We start from the raw sequence: 14,955 nt of genomic DNA on the forward strand, positions 1-14,955 counted from the left end.
CGAACGCCGGAAAATCTCTTGAGCGGCTTCATTGTACTTTACGGGGCGATCGTGTAGGTTCCGCGCCATCGAGCGGGGGGTCGAAAGCGCATCTGCCGTTCTCGCGCCCTTCCGATGACCGTCCCGGGTCCGGCCACGGCCGAACGAGACACTGTCCGACAAAGGGCACGGGACCGCAGTCAACCGGAGCATCTCCGCCAGTTATGGATTTTCTTTCTCCAACACGGTACGTGCCTATGAACCGCCGCAGGCGCATTTACGAGGGCAAGGGCAAGATCCTCTATGAGGGCCCGGAACCCGGTACGCTCATCCAGCACTTCAAGGATGATGCAACTGCCTTCAACGCCAAGAAGCATGAGATTGTCGATGGCAAGGGGGTCCTGAACAACCGGATCTCCGAGTACATCTTCAACCATCTCAACGCGATCGGCATCCCGACCCACTTCATTCGCCGGATGAACATGCGCGAGCAGCTCATCCGCGAGGTCGAGATCATTCCGCTGGAAGTGGTGGTGCGCAACGTCGCCGCCGGCTCGCTGTCCAAGCGGCTCGGCATCGAGGAAGGCACGCAGCTGCCGCGTTCGATCATCGAGTTCTATTACAAGAACGACGCGCTCGACGATCCGATGGTCTCCGAGGAGCACATCACCGCCTTCGGCTGGTGCTCGCCCCAGGAGATGGACGACATCATGGCGCTGGCCATCCGCGTCAACGACTTCCTGACCGGCCTGTTCCTGGGCGTCGGCATCCGTCTCGTCGACTTCAAGATCGAGTGCGGCCGCCTGTGGGAAGGCGACATGATGCGCATCGTCGTCGCCGACGAGATCTCGCCGGACAGCTGCCGCCTGTGGGACATCCAGTCCAACGAGAAGATGGACAAGGACCGCTTCCGCCGCGATCTCGGCGGTATGCTGGAAGCCTACCAGGAAGTGGCCCGGCGCCTCGGCATCCTCAACGACAACGACCGGCCGAATGGCACGGGTCCGGTGCTCGTCAAGTAAGATCGCCGCGCGCTGCGCCCGACGTAACAAGGAAAGCCCCGACCGGAAACGGCCGGGGCTTTCGGCTTTTCGGGGAAGCCTTGCGGCAAAGGTCAGGTGCGGTTGATCGAGACGCCGCCGTCGACCAGCATCGCCGTGCCGGTGGTGAAGCTGGAGGCCGGCGAGGCGAGGTAGAGCGCGGTCCCGGCGACCTCCTCAGGCGAGGAGATGCGCTTGAGCGCATGCAGGCTCTCCACGAAGGCGAGCGCCTCCGGCGTCGAAGCGGCCTCGCGCCCCATCGGCGTGTCGATGCCGCCGGGCAGGATGGCATTGACCCGGATCCCCTTGGCGCCGACCTCGGCTGCCAGCACCTTGGTCAGGCCGACGAGCCCGGCCTTGCTGGCGGCATAGGCCGCCATGCCCGGCAGGCCGGCCGTATGGCCGACAAACGTGGACGTGAAGATCAGCGAGCCGCCGCCGCGCTCCTCCATGGCCGGGATCTGGTACTTCGCCCCCAGGAACCCGCTGGTCAGGTTGGTGGCGAGCACCGTGTTCCAGTCACCGAGCGACAGGGACGGCGCCGGTGCCATGGGGCCGATCATGCCCGCATTGTTGAAGGCGATGTCGAGCCCGCCGAAGCGGTCCTTCGCCAGATCGACCAGCGCCCTGGCATAGTCCTCCTCCTGCACGTCGCCAGCCAGAACCGCCGCCCGGCCGCCTGCCCGCTCGATCTCCCCGGCAACCGCTTCCAACTCGCCCCGGCGCCGCGCGCCGAGAACGACCGCGCAACCTTCCGCGGCGAAGAGCCGCGCTGTCGCGGCTCCCAGCCCGGAGCTCGCCCCGGTGATGATCGCGACCTTGTCTTCCAGTATCGGCATGAAACCCTCCATCGCCGTTGCAATGGCAGGCTTGGTAGGCGGGGAGAGAGCGCGGCGACACCCGATAGCAGATTGAGCGAAGCGCGGGCCCGAACGGGAACAGAAGCCCCTGAAACGCGTCCAGGCATTGCAAAGCGCACAAAAGCCCCTTCCTTCCGCGCGGCCAGCGCGCTAGAAGCGGGCCAACTGCCCAGCCGGCGGACGCCAACGCGCGCCGGCGCCGACTTGCGGAGACATCCCCCGATGAAAGCACGCGTGACCGTTACCCTGAAATCCGGCGTCCTCGACCCGCAGGGCAAGGCGATCGAGGGTGGCCTTGCCGCGCTCGGCTTCGCCGGCGTCGACAGCGTGCGCCAGGGCAAGGTCTTCGATCTGGAGATCAGCGGCCGCGACGCGCAAACCGCGCGCGCCGACCTCACCGCCATGTGCGAGAAGCTGCTCGCCAACACGGTGATCGAGAACTACGACATCGAGATCCTCTGAAGAGGACCGCCCGCAACGCGGGCAGCGAGACGCGGGAGGCCGGCATGGACGAAGACAGCGCCAGGGCCCTGCGTCTCCTGCTGATCAAGGCAGCGGTCTTCATCGCCCTGCCGGCCGCGCTGGCGCTCGCCGCCGCGCTGTTCCTGGTGTGAACCGATCCTGGTGTGATCCGAAAGGGAGCCCTCCCGCCATGAAGTCCGCCGTCGTCACCTTCCCCGGCTCGAATCGCGAGCGCGACATGATGCATGCGCTGGAGCTGGTCTCCGGCCGCAAGCCCGAAGCCGTGTGGCATGCCGATACCAGCCTGCCGGATGTCGATCTGGTCGTGCTGCCGGGCGGCTTTTCCTACGGCGACTACCTGCGCTCCGGCGCCATCGCGGCCCGCGCGCCGGTGATGGATGCGATCCGCGCCTTCGCCGCGCGCGGCGGCCTGGTGCTCGGCGTGTGCAACGGCTTCCAGATGCTGACCGAGGCGGGCCTGCTGCCCGGCGCCCTGATGCGCAACGCGGGCCTCACCTTCGTCTGCCGCGAAGTGCTGCTGGAAACCGCCTCCACGGCCAACCGCTTCACCGCCGGCATGCGCAAGGGCGAGACCTGGCGCTGCCCCGTCGCCCATCACGACGGCAACTATTTCGCGGATGCCGAGACCATCGCCCGGCTCGAGGGCGAGGATCGCGTCGCCTTCCGTTATGCCAACGGCACCAACCCGAACGGCTCGGTCAACGATATCGCCGGCATCGCCAACGAAGCGGGCAACGTGCTCGGCATGATGCCGCACCCGGAAAACTACGTCGACGCGCAGCAGGCGAGCACCGACGGGCGCGCCTTCTTCGAGAGCATTTGCGGAGCCTTCGCCGCCGCCTGATTTGAAAGCGGCGAGACAGGGGAGACAACCGATGAGCCGTTCCGCCTCCGGGTCTCCCTTCAAGGCTGAGGAAAAGGCGGAACTCGCCCGACGGCTGCGCGATTACCTGCGCGACGAGCTGGGCGCCGAGGCCGGCATGCTGGAGACCGAGGCCTTCCTCGACTTCATCGCCGCCGAGATCGGCAACGCCTTCTACAATCGCGGCCTCTTCGATGCCCAGGCGGCGATTGCCGCCCGCCTGGAAGAGGCGACGGACGCGGTCTACGTGCTGGAAAAGCCCACCCGCGCGTGACCGCTCGGCGGCTGGCCGAACTGGCGCGAATAGGCCCGGCTGAAGGCCGAGGCGCTGGAAAACCCGACCCGGCCGGCAACGCTCTTCAACACCCCTCCCCGCTCGATCTCCTGCCGCGCCAGGCATAGCCGCCAGGCCTGCAGATAGGCGCCCGGCGTCTGCCCGACGATCCGGCGGAAGCCGGTGGCGAAGGCCGTGCGCGACATGCCGCAGACCGACGCCAGGTCCTCCAGCCGCCAGCGCCGCTCCGGCGCCTCGTGCATGGCGACCAGCGCCAGCATGATCTGCGGATGGCCGAGCCCGGCGATCAGCCCGTCGCGCGCCTGCCCGGTCTCGATGGCATGGCGCAGGAAGCGGATCACCACGATCTCGCACAGACGGTCGACGATGGCCTTGCCGCCGCAGCGCGGACTGGTCACCTCCTCGTGCAGCACGGCGGCAACCGCCGCCAGCGCCGGCGCCTCGGCAAGGTCGATGCAGACCTCTTCCGGCAGCGCGGTGGCGAGCGGCGAGCCCGGCCCGCCGAGATCGACCCTTGCCGCCACCGCCACCGGCCCTTGCAGCCGGCAGGCCTCGCGCGTGCCGTCGACGCGGAACACCAGCCGCCGCAGGGCGAGCGGCTCGTTCTCGCTAAGGTTCCCATCGCCCGTCAGCAGAAGATGCGCCGGCTCGCCCTGCGGCAGGGCCGTGCCCAGCACGCAGGCGGAAATGCGGAACCGGTCGATCAGGGCCGACAGCCGGTCGACCCGCCCTTGCGGCATGCTGGCATCGTTCATTGAACTCTCGATCATGAAAGGCGGACTGAACTTTTCCTTTCATACATTACCTTGGCACAGCCAACAAGGATGGCCGGCGACGACCGCCCGCCAAGAGCTTCCCGAAAGGACGCCCATGTCCCTCTTTCCCCGCCAGGCAGTTCCCGCGCTCGCGCTGGAGACGCTCGCCCACGGCCGCTTCGATCTTGCCGCCGAGAAGCCGGACTTTGCGACGCTCGTCGTCTTCTATCGCGGCCTGCACTGCCCGATCTGCGCCACCTATCTGAAGGAGCTGGAGCGCCTGACCCCGGCCTTTGCCGAGCGCGACGTGACGACGCTGGCCCTGTCCTCCGACGATAGGGAGCGGGCAGAGGCGATGGCGGAGAAGATCGGGGCGCAGGCCCTGCGCATCGGCTACGGCCTGCCGCTGCAGGTAGCGCGCGACTGGGGGCTGTATGTCTCGGCCGGGCGCGGCACGACCTCCATCGGCATCGAGGAGCCGGAGCTGTTCTCCGAGCCGGGCGTGTTCCTGGTGCGCACCGACGGCACGCTCTACTTCGCCTCGGTGCAGACGATGCCCTTCGTGCGCCCGCATTTCCAGGAGATGGTCGGCGCGCTCGATTTCGTGCGCAAGAACGACTATCCGGCGCGCGGCGAGTACACCGCCGCGGTCTGAGAACCGGGTTTTTACTCGCCGGTGATGAAGCGCAGGGCGCCCGGCTCGACCGCAACGTCGAGCCGGCTTGCCGACATCGGCTCGCCGTCGAGGTTGATCGCCAGATCCTCCTCGGCCTCGATGGTCAGCCTTGTGAAGCTCGCCTTGCGGGCATAGCCGTCGAACTGGCTGTCGGCCTCGCGCAGCAGGCCGGACAGGAGCGTCACCAGATGCTCCGCCTCCGGTTGGGGAAACAGCGTCAGGTCGAGGCGGCCGTCGTCGATGCGTGCATCGGCGCAAAGCGGCACGCCGCCGCCGGCCAGCCGGCCGTTGCCGATGGCCATCGCAATAAAATCGCCCTCCCAGGAAAACCCGTCCGCCTTGAAGACCGCGTGCATCGGCGACAGCTCGCCGATCCGACTGGCGCCGGCGATGAGATAGGCGGCACCGCCCAGCAGGCGCTTGGCACGCGGATCGGTCTCGCGGGTGATGCGGGTGACCGAGCCGCCGCTCGCCACATTGACGAAGACCCGCCCGTTGATGCGCCCGACGTCGATGGGGCGCGGCGTTCCGGTGGCGCAGAGCTTCAGCGCGGCGACGAGGTCTTGGACTGGCAGGCCGAGCCCGGTGGCGAAGTCGTTGGCCGTGCCCAGCGGCAACACGCCGAAGGCGCAGTCGGTCGCGGGATCCGCCTCCAGCGCCGCCGCGACCACCTGGTTCACCGTGCCGTCGCCCCCACCTGCGATGATCACCTGCGGCCGCTCGCCCGGATCGCGCCGCACGGCCTCCTGCGCGAACTGCGTCGCGTCGTCCCCGTCATAGGTCACCCTGACATGCAGCTCGTGGCCTTCGGCCCGCAGCCGCTCGACGGCCTCGCGCACATCCTCACGCTGGGAGGACTTGCCGTTCAGGATCAGCAGGAGACGACGCATGCGGATGTTCCGTTCTGGTGTGGCAGAGGCAGGGGCTGCGGCGGAAGGAAGCGGATGACCGACGATCGGGAGCATAAAGGCAAGCCTTGTGATAGATGGGAACGCCGAAGGAGCATGTCTACAATTCCCTTTGGCCCTCCGGTTTGCTAAACGGGCGGCATCTTCCGCTTCAAAGGTTGCAGGCCCCCATGATCCCCAACGACATCGCCATCACTCCGGAACTCGTCGAGGCGCACGGCCTCAAGCCGGACGAGTACGAGCGCATTCTGGCCTTGATCGGGCGGGAGCCCACCTTCACCGAGCTCGGCATCTTCTCGGCCATGTGGAACGAGCACTGTTCCTACAAGTCGTCGAAAAAGTGGCTGAAGACCCTGCCGACCACCGGGCCCCGCGTCATCCAGGGCCCCGGCGAGAATGCCGGCGTGGTCGATATCGGCGACGGCGAGGTCGTGGTCTTCAAGATGGAGAGCCATAACCACCCCTCCTATATCGAGCCCTACCAGGGCGCGGCGACCGGCGTCGGCGGCATCCTGCGCGACGTCTTCACCATGGGCGCACGGCCCGTGGCGGCGATGAACGCGCTGCGCTTCGGCGCGCCCGAGCATCCGCGCACGAAGCACCTGGTCTCCGGCGTCGTTGCCGGCGTCGGCGGCTACGGCAACTCCTTCGGCGTGCCGACCGTCGGCGGCGAGGTCGAGTTCCACGCCCGCTACAACGGCAACTGCCTGGTCAACGCCTTCGCCGCCGGCATCGCCCGCGCCGACGGCATCTTCCTGTCCAAGGCCGAGGGCGTCGGCCTGCCGGTCGTCTATCTCGGCGCCAAGACGGGCCGCGACGGCGTCGGCGGCGCCACCATGGCCTCGGCGGAGTTCGACGAGACCATCGAGGAGAAGCGCCCGACCGTGCAGGTCGGCGATCCCTTCACCGAGAAGTGCCTGCTGGAAGCCTGCCTGGAGCTGATGACGACCGGCGCGGTCGTCGCGATCCAGGACATGGGCGCGGCCGGCCTGACCTGCTCGGCCGTGGAAATGGGCGCCAAGGGCAATCTCGGCATCACGCTCGATCTCGACGCGGTGCCGGTGCGCGAGGAGCGCATGACCGCCTACGAGATGATGCTGTCGGAGAGCCAGGAGCGCATGCTCATGGTGCTGAAGCCCGAGAAGGAAGACGAGGCCAAGGCCATCTTCCGCAAGTGGGGGCTGGATTTCGCCATCGTCGGCGTGACCACCGACACGCTGCGCTTCATCGTCAACCACCAGGGCGAGACCGTCGCCGACCTGCCGATCAAGGAGCTGGGCGACGAGGCGCCGGAATATGACCGCCCGTGGATCGAAAGCCCCAAGCGCGAGACGCTGGCCGCCGGCACCATCGCCGAGCCGGACGACTATGCCGCCGCCCTCTTGACGCTCATCGGCAATGCCAACGGCGCCTCGCGCCGCTGGGTCTACGAGCAGTACGACACGCTGGTGCAGGGCAACACACTCGCCTCTCCGGGGGGCGATGCCGGCATCATCCGCGTCGGCACCGAGGGCAAGGCGCTGGCCTTCACCGTCGACGTGACGCCGCGCTACGTGGAGGCGGATCCCTTCGAGGGCGGCAAGCAGGCCATCGCAGAATGCTGGCGCAACCTGACGGCCGTCGGCGCCGAGCCGCTGGCCGCGACCGACAACCTGAACTTCGGCAATCCAGAGCGGCCCGAGATCATGGGGCAGCTGGTCGGGGCCATCAAGGGCATCGGCGAAGCCTGCCGCGAGCTCGACTTCCCCATCGTCTCGGGCAACGTCTCGCTCTACAACGAGACCAGCGGCGAGGGCATCCTGCCGACCCCGGCCATCGGCGGCGTCGGCCTGCTGCCCGACCTTGCCCGCCGCGCCGCCGCGGCCTTCGCGAGCGAGGGCGACGTGATCGCGGTGATCGGCGGCCACGGCACGCATCTGGGCCAGAGCGCCTATCTGCGCGATATCCTGGGCCGCGAGGAAGGCGCACCGCCCCCGGTGGATCTGGCCGCAGAGCGCCGCCGCGGCGACTTCGTGCGCGAGCTGATCCGCTCGGGCCGCGTCACCGCCGTCCACGACATCTCCTCCGGCGGCCTTGCCGTGGCGCTGGCCGAGATGGCCATGGCAGGGGCTAAGGGCGCGCGGGTCAAGGTGCCCGCCCCGGCCCATGCCGCGCTCTTCGGCGAGGACCAGGGCCGCTACGTGCTGACGTTCAGCGCCGACGAGGCCGCCTCCGTGCTGGAGGACGCGCTGGATGAAGGTCTCGAGATCGTCGAGATCGGCCGGGTCGAAGGCAGCGATTTGACGGTTGAGGACATCCTCACCATATCCGTTGCAAAGCTGCGCGAGACCCACGAGACTTGGTTCCCGCAGTACATGACGGGCGCCTGAGCGCTCGTCCTCAAACTTTCAGGGCATCGGGGCAGGCCGCCGGCAAGGGCCGCCCCGGAGAGGGAAGGACGGAACGCAATGGCAATGCAGGCGCGCGAGATCGAGGCTCTCATCAAGGAAGCCTTGCCCGATGCGCAGGTTGAAATCCGCGATCTCGCCGGCGACGGCGACCATTACGCCGCGGTGGTGATCTCCTCGGCATTCCAGGGCAAGACCCGGGTGCAGCAGCACCAGATGGTCTACCAGGCGCTCAAGGGCAACATGGGCGGGGAGCTGCACGCGCTCGCCCTGCAGACCAGCGCTCCCGAGTGATCCGCAACCAGGGCACCGGGCAATCCACGGTCGCCGGACCTTGACCCGGCAGAACGAAAGGACAGTGACATGAGCATTCAGCAGTGGATCAAGAACGAAGTCGACACCAACGATGTCGTGCTGTTCATGAAGGGAACCCCGACCTTCCCGCAGTGCGGGTTCTCCGGTCAGGTGGTGCAGATCCTCGACTACGTCGGCGTGCCCTACAAGGGCATCAACGTGCTGGAAGACGACGAGCTGCGCCAGGGGATCAAGGAGTTCTCCCAGTGGCCGACCATCCCGCAGCTCTACGTAAAGGGCGAGTTCGTCGGCGGCTGCGACATCGTGCGCGAGATGTTCCAGAACCAGGAACTGCAGTCGCATTTCGCTGAAAAGGGCATCTCGACCCGCCAGTCGGCCTGATCAAACAAGTTAATAAATGGTTAATAAAGGGCGGATCGAAGTCGATTCGCCCTTTCTTTTTGCAAAATTTGTCGACTAGGCAAAATTTGCCGAATCACTCACGATGAATGCCAGATGAACACGCATTTCAGGCTAGGATCAGTGAAAGGGTGCTAGTCCTCGGTTGTACAGGGGTTCCCGTCACCGAAAGGAACGACAGATGCGGATCGCAAAGCTTGCCGTTGCCGGTATTGCCCTCAGCCTGGGCCTCGGTCTTGCGACCGTAGCGCAGGAATCGGATGCAGGGCTCCGCCGCATCTCCTGCGTCAACCTCACCGTCTTCGCCCCGTCCGCCAGCGGTCTCAGCGACGCCGACACCTGCCGCGCCCATGGCGGGCTTGCGGCAAAGGGCGCGGCGGAAGCCTCCGCCGCCCTCGTCATCCTGGTGCGCAACCAGCCCGCCGGCTTCGACCGCGGGCTGACCATGGCCAGCAACGGATCGTAGCCGCTTCCCCGCAGCTCAGCCCGATCCGTATTTCCGCGCAGCGTCGAGGGCAAGTCCCGCCCCGACGCTGCCGAAGACGTCGCCCTGCACCACCCTTGCGCCCGGCAGCAGGCCGGTCAGCCGCTGCCGCACGAAGGGCACGGAGGCCGAGCCGCCGGTCAGGAACACCGACGAGATCTCCCCCGCCGCAACGCCCGCATCCGCCAGACAGGCCGACAGCGCCCCTTCCACGCCCGCGACCGCCTGGCCGATGGCCTCGATCAGGTCGGAGCGCGACACGTCGACATCGAGCGCGCCGCCGCGCAGCGGAAACGCAAGGCGGTAGAGCTCCTCGTGCGACAAGGCGATCTTCGCCGCCTCGACGGCGCCGGCCAGCGCATGGCCCTGCCGCTCCGACACCACCGACATCAGCCGGTCGACCAGCTCCGGCCGGGCCGCATCCTGCCGCAGGTCCTTCAGCCGCGTGTCGATCTGCGGGGCGTAGAGGAAGTTGATCCGGTGCCACGTGGCGAGCTCGAAATAGGCCCAGTTCGGCAGGTCGCGGCGCGGATCGCGCGAGGGCGTACGGTAGCCGAGCTCCGGCATCACCCGGGAAAGGCTGAGCAGCCGGTCGAAATCCGTGCCGCCGATATGGATGCCGGTGCTGGCGAGAATGTCCTCGCGCCGGTCCGTCTTCGCCCGCCGCTCCGGCGACACGCGCACCACCGCGAAATCCGAGGTGCCGCCGCCAAGGTCGACGATCACCGCCAGTTCCTCGCGGCTCACCGCGCGTTCGTAGTCGAGCGCGGCGGCAATCGGCTCGAACTGGAAGGCGACGGAGGAAAAGCCGGCCTTGCGGGCAATCGCTTCCAGCTCCGCCTCGGCCCGCCGGTCGGCCTCGTCGTTCTCGTCGACGAAACGCACGGGGCGGCCCAGCACCACCTCCTCGAAGGCGTGACCGGCGGCCTGCTCGGCCCGGTGCTTCACCTGCGACAGGTAGAGGCCGATGATCTCGCCGAAGGTCCAGCGCTGCGCCCGGATCGTCGTCTTCTCGGACATGGTGCTGGAGCCGAGGACGCTCTTCAGCGCCCGCATCAAGCGCCCCTCGATGCCTTCCACATAGGTGGCGACCGCATCGCGGCCGAAGCGCACATGCGAATCCTCGAAGGAAAAGAAGATCGTGCTCGGCAGGACGACGCTCTCCCCCTCCAGCGGCAGCAGCCGCGCCGTGCCGTCCCCCTGGAGCAGCGAGGCGGTGGAGTTGGAAGTGCCGAAGTCGATGCCGCAGGGGCGAAGGCTGGTCATGGTCGGATCCGGGTCAGGTCGCGCCGCGGCGGGCGCAAAACAAAAACGGCCGCGGCCGGGAGGCGGTCCTCCCGGCGCGGGCAGCGGTCTGGAAGGGGCGGTTATTCGGCGGCGAACAGCGTCCGCGTCATGGCAAGGCCGGCAGCGCAAGGCTCCTCCGCCTCGCCGCCCGGCGCTGCCGCATCGGCAGCACCTGGACGTATACCGGCGAAATCGAACAGCTGGATGTCATGCAGATGCGAGGGGCGGACCTGCGTCAGCGCCTTCGCCATGGTGGCGAGGCGGCCGGGGCTCTCCTTCTCCCAGCCCTGCAGCATGCGCTTCACCTCGGCGCGCTGCAGCCCGTCCTGGCTGCCGCACAGGTCGCACGGGATGATCGGGAACTCCATGGCGCGGGCAAAGCGCGCGATATCATCCTCCGCGCAGGCGATCAGCGGCCGCAGGACCATCAGGTCGCCCTCGTCGTTGACCAGCTTCGCCGGCATGGACGACAGCCGCCCGCCATGGAAGAGGTTCATGAACAGGGTCTCCAGCGCATCCTCGCGGTGGTGGCCCAGCACCACCGCCTGGCACCCCTCCTCCCGCGCCGTGCGGTAGAGCAGGCCCCGGCGCAGCCGCGAGCAGAGCGAGCAATAGGTGCGCCCTTCCGGGATCTTCGAGGTGACGATGGAATAGGTGTCCTGCCGCACGATCCGGTGCGGGATGCCGTTGTCTGTCAGGAACTGGGGCAGGATATGCGAGGGGAAGCCCGGCTGGCCCTGGTCGAGATTGCAGGCGAGCAGGTCGACCGGCAGCAGCCCGCGCCACTGCAGCTCCAGCAGGACGGCGAGCAGCGTGTAGCTGTCCTTGCCGCCGGACAGGCAGACGAGCCAGCGCGGCCGCTCTCCGCTCGCCTCCACCATCGCGTGGCGGGCGATGGTCTCGCGCGTTTCGCGCAGCAGCCGCTTGCGCAGCTTCTTGAAGCCGACCGAGGACGGCGCATTGCGATAGAGCGCGGGAACGTCGCTCTCCACAGTGTCGGCAAGGTCGGTCATGGCTCGCGCGTGCCCCGGCTGGCTGTCATTCTCGTTTCGGTGGTCCCGCTGCAATAACGCCTCGCGCCGCCCGCGCCAAGCGGAAAGCCGCGCCCACCTCTCGGGCGGCGCTTCAGGCCTCGCCGGCGGGCGGGGCCGCACTCTCGTCGCCGAGGGTCTGGTTGCGGCCCGACGCCTTGGCCGCGAACAGGGCGGCATCGGCACGGCTGCGCACCGTGCCAACGCTCTTGCCGCCGCGATTGTCGGCAATGCCGATGGACACGGTGACGGTGCCGAGGATCCGCCCCGCATGGGAGAGCGTCATCGTCGCCATGCGCGTGCGGATATGCTCGGCGATCCGGTAAGCCTCCTCCGGCGAGACCTGCGGCAGCAGCACCGCGAACTCCTCGCCGCCGAAGCGGTAGCACACGCCGCGCTCGCCGACGATATCGGTGAGGATGCCGCCCACGGTCTGCAGCACCGTATCGCCCGCATCGTGGCCGAACTCGTCGTTGAAGCGCTTGAAGTGATCGATATCGATCACGAAGCAGGTCAGCTCCGGCTCTCCGTCCGCGCGCGCCCAGCCCGCCAGCGCCTCGTCGAGGGACCGGCGGTTGAGCAGGCCGGTCAGCGGATCGCGCACCGCCAGCCGGGTCAGGCGCTCGCGCAGCTGCAGGTTGGCCACCGCCAGCGCGACATTCTCGCCGATCATGCCGAGATAGGCCTGATAGTCGCGGATCACCTCGCGATTGCCCGACAGGTCGGCGAAGGAGAGCACACCGAGCGTGTCGCCATGGGCGCTCAAGGGTATGCACAGGACGGAGTCGGACGCCTGCGCCAGGTGCTGGCAGTCGACATCCTCGCGCTCGCTGGTGCTGTGGTGCGGCTGGCCGCGGCGCAGGCCCCAGCATTCCTGCGGATCGAAGCTCGCGGCTGCCTCCTCCGGCAGCTTCCAGGAGCCAAGCCGCGACAGTTCCGTATTCGCCTCGTTGCGCAAGAACAGCGCGCCGCCGAGTTCGGGAAAGATCTGCGGCGAGAAGCGTCCAACCACCTCGGCGATCTCCGGCACCTTCTGGCAAGCCTGCATCCGGCGCATCATCTGCAGGATCAGGTCCTTCATCTTCAGGTCGCGCCGCCGCTCGGCATCCAGCCGCTCGCGCTCCAGCCCGTTCTCGCGGAAGACGCGGATCGCCGCCGTCAGCTCGCCGATCTCGTCGCGGCGCCCGTCATGCGGCACCTCGACGGCGAAGTCCTGGGTCGCAAGCCGCTTGACGATGCCCGCCATCTGGGTGAGCGGCACGGAGACCCGGCGGCGCAGCACGAAGTAGAGCACCGCGAGGAAGACGACCGCGGTCAGCGCCAGCAGGATGCGGGCGATCAGGCCGAGCCAGTCGGCCCGGATCTGCGCCCGCTGCAGCTCCAGGCCCGTGCGCTGGTCGACCATGGTGCGGAAGCGCTCGACATCGGCGACCAGGCGCACATGCTGGCCGTAGTGCTCGTCGCCGAACAGCGCATCGCGCGCGGCCTGCACATTGCCCGAACGATAGGTCTCGACGGCACCGGTCTCGATCTCCTCCAGCCGGTCGACCGTCGCCGTGATCCGCTTGAGCAGCGCCAGTTCCTCGCCGCTCGCCCCGATGGCCTCGGCCCGGCGCGCCATCTCCTCCAGCCGGTGCTCCTCGTCGTTCACCCGCTCGAAGACCGCCAGATGCGCCGGATCGCCGCGCATCACGTACAGCCGCGCCTCGTCGGTGCGCAGCTCGGCGTCGACCTCCAGCTGCGCACCGAGATCGTTCAGCGCCAGATGCACTTCCACCGACTGCCGCTCGGCCGCGGCCATGCGGTCGGACAGGATGAAGGCAAGGCCGGACAGGGCGGTGAGCAGGACAGTCACCGCATAGGCCAGATTGGTGATGGTGCTGATCTTCATGGGCGTTCCGAAGGCATTCGCGCTTGTTCGCGCTGTTATCCTTCCGGCCGTTTAGCACCCGCAAGCTATCCGAAAAACCAACAAGAGGTTTCGCCCGACCGATTATCGCCGTTTCGGCAACAATCGCCCGGCTTTTATCCGGGCGCGCGGCAGAAAGATCACAGGCCGGAGCAGCCCAGGGCGCCCCGGCCCGCGCGCCTCACGAGGCCGGAACGTAGCGCCAGGCGCCGTCCTTCGCCTCCGCCCGGCCGACACCGGGCCAGGGCAGATGGTAGCCGATCAGCATCAGGCCGTCGGTCGCCGCCCGGTCGAGCAGCTGCCGCCGCGTCGCGGCCGCGATCTCCGGCTGCTGGTCGGTGCTCGGCTGCCAGTCGGGCTTTGCGAAGGAGACGGACGGATGCGTCAAGGCATCGCCCAGCACCAGGAGCTGCTCGCCGCCATCCTCCACCAGCACGGACATGTGCCCCGGCGTATGGCCGGGCGTTGCGATCATCGTCACGCCCGGCACCACCGCGTGGTCCGCGCCGACGCGCTCGGTCTTTTCCGCAACAGCACCCAGATTGCGCTGCGCGCCGAGCGCGAAGGAATGCAGCGCTTCGGGATTGTTCGCGACGAAGCCGGGATCCATCCAGAAGTCCCACTCCGCAGAGCCGATCAGATAGGCGGCATTGGGAAAGCGCTCGCTCTCGTCGAAATCGTCAATGATGCCCCATACGTGATCGGGATGGGCATGGGTCAGCGCCACATGCGTCACCGCCTCGCGGTCGATGCCCGCCTCCTTGAAGCTGTCGGCGAGCTGGCCGGCGGTCTCGAAGAAGTTCATACCCGCGCCCGTGTCGACCAGCACAAGGGCATCGCCCCGGCGGATCAAGGTGATGTTGAGCGCGCTCGCCCGGGTGACGGGGTCATGGCCGTTCGCCTCCAGAAAGGCCGCGCGTTCCGCGTCCGGCACATTGGCGGCGAGCGTGGAGGCCGGCAGCGACAGCCCGCCATCGCTGAGCACGATGATCTCGGTCTCGCCGAGCTGGAAGGAATGCGCCTTCGGCTCGGCGCGGGCGCGTGTGGCAGCCAGCGGCAGGGCCAGTCCGGCACCGGTCAGCACCTGCCCGGCGCGAAGCGTCACGGGCGCGGCCAGTCCGCCGCCCAGAAATGCACGTCTCGAAAAGCTCACGGCGCATCCTCCCTTTATCTGGACCATCATATTCGAACGCACGAATATGAAAAGCCGAAAGCGGTGGGGGGATGCCGGGGGACGGACAACGCGGCGCCAAAAAGCAAAAGGGCGCGCCGATGGCGCGCCCCT

The 14,955-nt window shown here is 67.9% G+C and carries 17 protein-coding genes; 10 read left to right on the top strand and 7 right to left on the bottom strand.

Going from position 1 to position 14,955, the window contains the following annotated elements:
* Positions 1-203: 203 nt before the first annotated feature.
* On the top strand, positions 204-1,001 hold the full coding sequence (gene purC, locus GH266_RS05670; RefSeq protein ID WP_158193028.1) for a phosphoribosylaminoimidazolesuccinocarboxamide synthase: 798 nt from the start codon (positions 204-206) through the stop codon (positions 999-1,001).
* Positions 1,002-1,093: 92 nt separating this feature from the next.
* Here purC and GH266_RS05675 read toward each other — a convergent pair whose 3' ends face one another.
* Positions 1,094-1,858, bottom strand: a complete 765-nt coding sequence (locus tag GH266_RS05675; protein WP_158193029.1) for an SDR family oxidoreductase — start codon at positions 1,856-1,858, stop codon at positions 1,094-1,096.
* 243 nt (positions 1,859-2,101) lie between these two features.
* Between GH266_RS05675 and purS the strand changes: the two genes are divergently transcribed.
* The 4 genes from purS to GH266_RS05690 are packed head-to-tail and all read left to right on the top strand — an operon-like array spanning position 2,102 to position 3,498.
* On the top strand, positions 2,102-2,341 hold the full coding sequence (purS, locus tag GH266_RS05680; RefSeq protein WP_158193030.1) for a phosphoribosylformylglycinamidine synthase subunit PurS: 240 nt from the start codon (positions 2,102-2,104) through the stop codon (positions 2,339-2,341).
* Between the two features lie 44 nt (positions 2,342-2,385).
* The gene (locus GH266_RS23440; protein ID WP_199270451.1) at positions 2,386-2,493 is read left to right on the top strand and encodes a phosphoribosylformylglycinamidine synthase-associated small membrane protein; all 108 of its coding nucleotides are present in this window, start codon (positions 2,386-2,388) and stop codon (positions 2,491-2,493) included.
* A 38-nt stretch (positions 2,494-2,531) separates the two neighbouring features.
* A complete protein-coding gene (purQ, locus tag GH266_RS05685; RefSeq protein ID WP_158193031.1) occupies positions 2,532-3,206 on the top strand; it encodes a phosphoribosylformylglycinamidine synthase subunit PurQ in 675 nt (224 codons plus the stop codon).
* Positions 3,207-3,237: 31 nt separating this feature from the next.
* Positions 3,238-3,498, top strand: a complete 261-nt coding sequence (locus tag GH266_RS05690; protein ID WP_158193032.1) for a DUF2164 domain-containing protein — start codon at positions 3,238-3,240, stop codon at positions 3,496-3,498.
* On the opposite strand, the gene GH266_RS05695 is transcribed toward GH266_RS05690, so the two are convergent.
* On the bottom strand, positions 3,468-4,274 hold the full coding sequence (locus GH266_RS05695; RefSeq protein WP_158193033.1) for a helix-turn-helix transcriptional regulator: 807 nt from the start codon (positions 4,272-4,274) through the stop codon (positions 3,468-3,470). The genes GH266_RS05690 and GH266_RS05695 overlap by 31 nt on opposite strands.
* Positions 4,275-4,389: 115 nt before the next feature.
* Here GH266_RS05695 and GH266_RS05700 point away from each other — a divergent pair, with 115 nt between their 5' ends.
* Positions 4,390-4,929: a peroxiredoxin-like family protein gene (locus GH266_RS05700; RefSeq protein WP_158193034.1), complete on the top strand. Its 540-nt coding sequence runs from the start codon at positions 4,390-4,392 to the stop codon at positions 4,927-4,929.
* Between the two features lie 11 nt (positions 4,930-4,940).
* Here GH266_RS05700 and yegS read toward each other — a convergent pair whose 3' ends face one another.
* On the bottom strand, positions 4,941-5,840 hold the full coding sequence (yegS, locus tag GH266_RS05705; protein ID WP_158193035.1) for a lipid kinase YegS: 900 nt from the start codon (positions 5,838-5,840) through the stop codon (positions 4,941-4,943).
* A 188-nt stretch (positions 5,841-6,028) separates the two neighbouring features.
* On the opposite strand from yegS, the gene purL reads away from it, so the two are divergent.
* From purL to GH266_RS05725, 4 genes are all read left to right on the top strand, one after another.
* The gene (purL, locus tag GH266_RS05710; RefSeq protein ID WP_158193036.1) at positions 6,029-8,227 is read left to right on the top strand and encodes a phosphoribosylformylglycinamidine synthase subunit PurL; all 2,199 of its coding nucleotides are present in this window, start codon (positions 6,029-6,031) and stop codon (positions 8,225-8,227) included.
* 78 nt (positions 8,228-8,305) lie between these two features.
* Entirely contained in the window at positions 8,306-8,539 is a 234-nt protein-coding gene (locus GH266_RS05715; protein WP_067216905.1) for a BolA family protein, read from the top strand.
* Between the two features lie 69 nt (positions 8,540-8,608).
* Entirely contained in the window at positions 8,609-8,941 is a 333-nt protein-coding gene (grxD, locus tag GH266_RS05720) for a Grx4 family monothiol glutaredoxin (protein ID WP_158193037.1), read from the top strand.
* Between the two features lie 199 nt (positions 8,942-9,140).
* Positions 9,141-9,425, top strand: coding sequence for an antitermination protein (locus GH266_RS05725; RefSeq protein ID WP_158193038.1), 285 nt, complete (start codon positions 9,141-9,143; stop codon positions 9,423-9,425).
* A 15-nt stretch (positions 9,426-9,440) separates the two neighbouring features.
* On the opposite strand, the gene GH266_RS05730 is transcribed toward GH266_RS05725, so the two are convergent.
* The 4 genes from GH266_RS05730 to GH266_RS05745 all read right to left on the bottom strand — a co-directional run bounded on the left by GH266_RS05730 (position 9,441) and on the right by GH266_RS05745 (position 14,823).
* A complete protein-coding gene (locus tag GH266_RS05730; RefSeq protein ID WP_158193039.1) occupies positions 9,441-10,709 on the bottom strand; it encodes an Hsp70 family protein in 1,269 nt (422 codons plus the stop codon).
* A gap of 101 nt (positions 10,710-10,810) precedes the next feature.
* Positions 10,811-11,743 (bottom strand): tRNA 2-thiocytidine(32) synthetase TtcA, encoded by a 933-nt coding sequence (gene ttcA, locus GH266_RS05735; protein WP_158193040.1) that lies wholly within the window; start codon positions 11,741-11,743, stop codon positions 10,811-10,813.
* Between the two features lie 112 nt (positions 11,744-11,855).
* The gene (locus tag GH266_RS05740) at positions 11,856-13,652 is read right to left on the bottom strand and encodes a diguanylate cyclase (protein WP_158193041.1); all 1,797 of its coding nucleotides are present in this window, start codon (positions 13,650-13,652) and stop codon (positions 11,856-11,858) included.
* Between the two features lie 199 nt (positions 13,653-13,851).
* On the bottom strand, positions 13,852-14,823 hold the full coding sequence (locus GH266_RS05745) for an MBL fold metallo-hydrolase (protein ID WP_158193042.1): 972 nt from the start codon (positions 14,821-14,823) through the stop codon (positions 13,852-13,854).
* Positions 14,824-14,955: the final 132 nt, after the last annotated feature.

The sequence above is a fragment of the Stappia indica genome (assembly GCF_009789575.1).
GTDB lineage: Bacteria > Pseudomonadota > Alphaproteobacteria > Rhizobiales > Stappiaceae > Stappia > Stappia indica_A.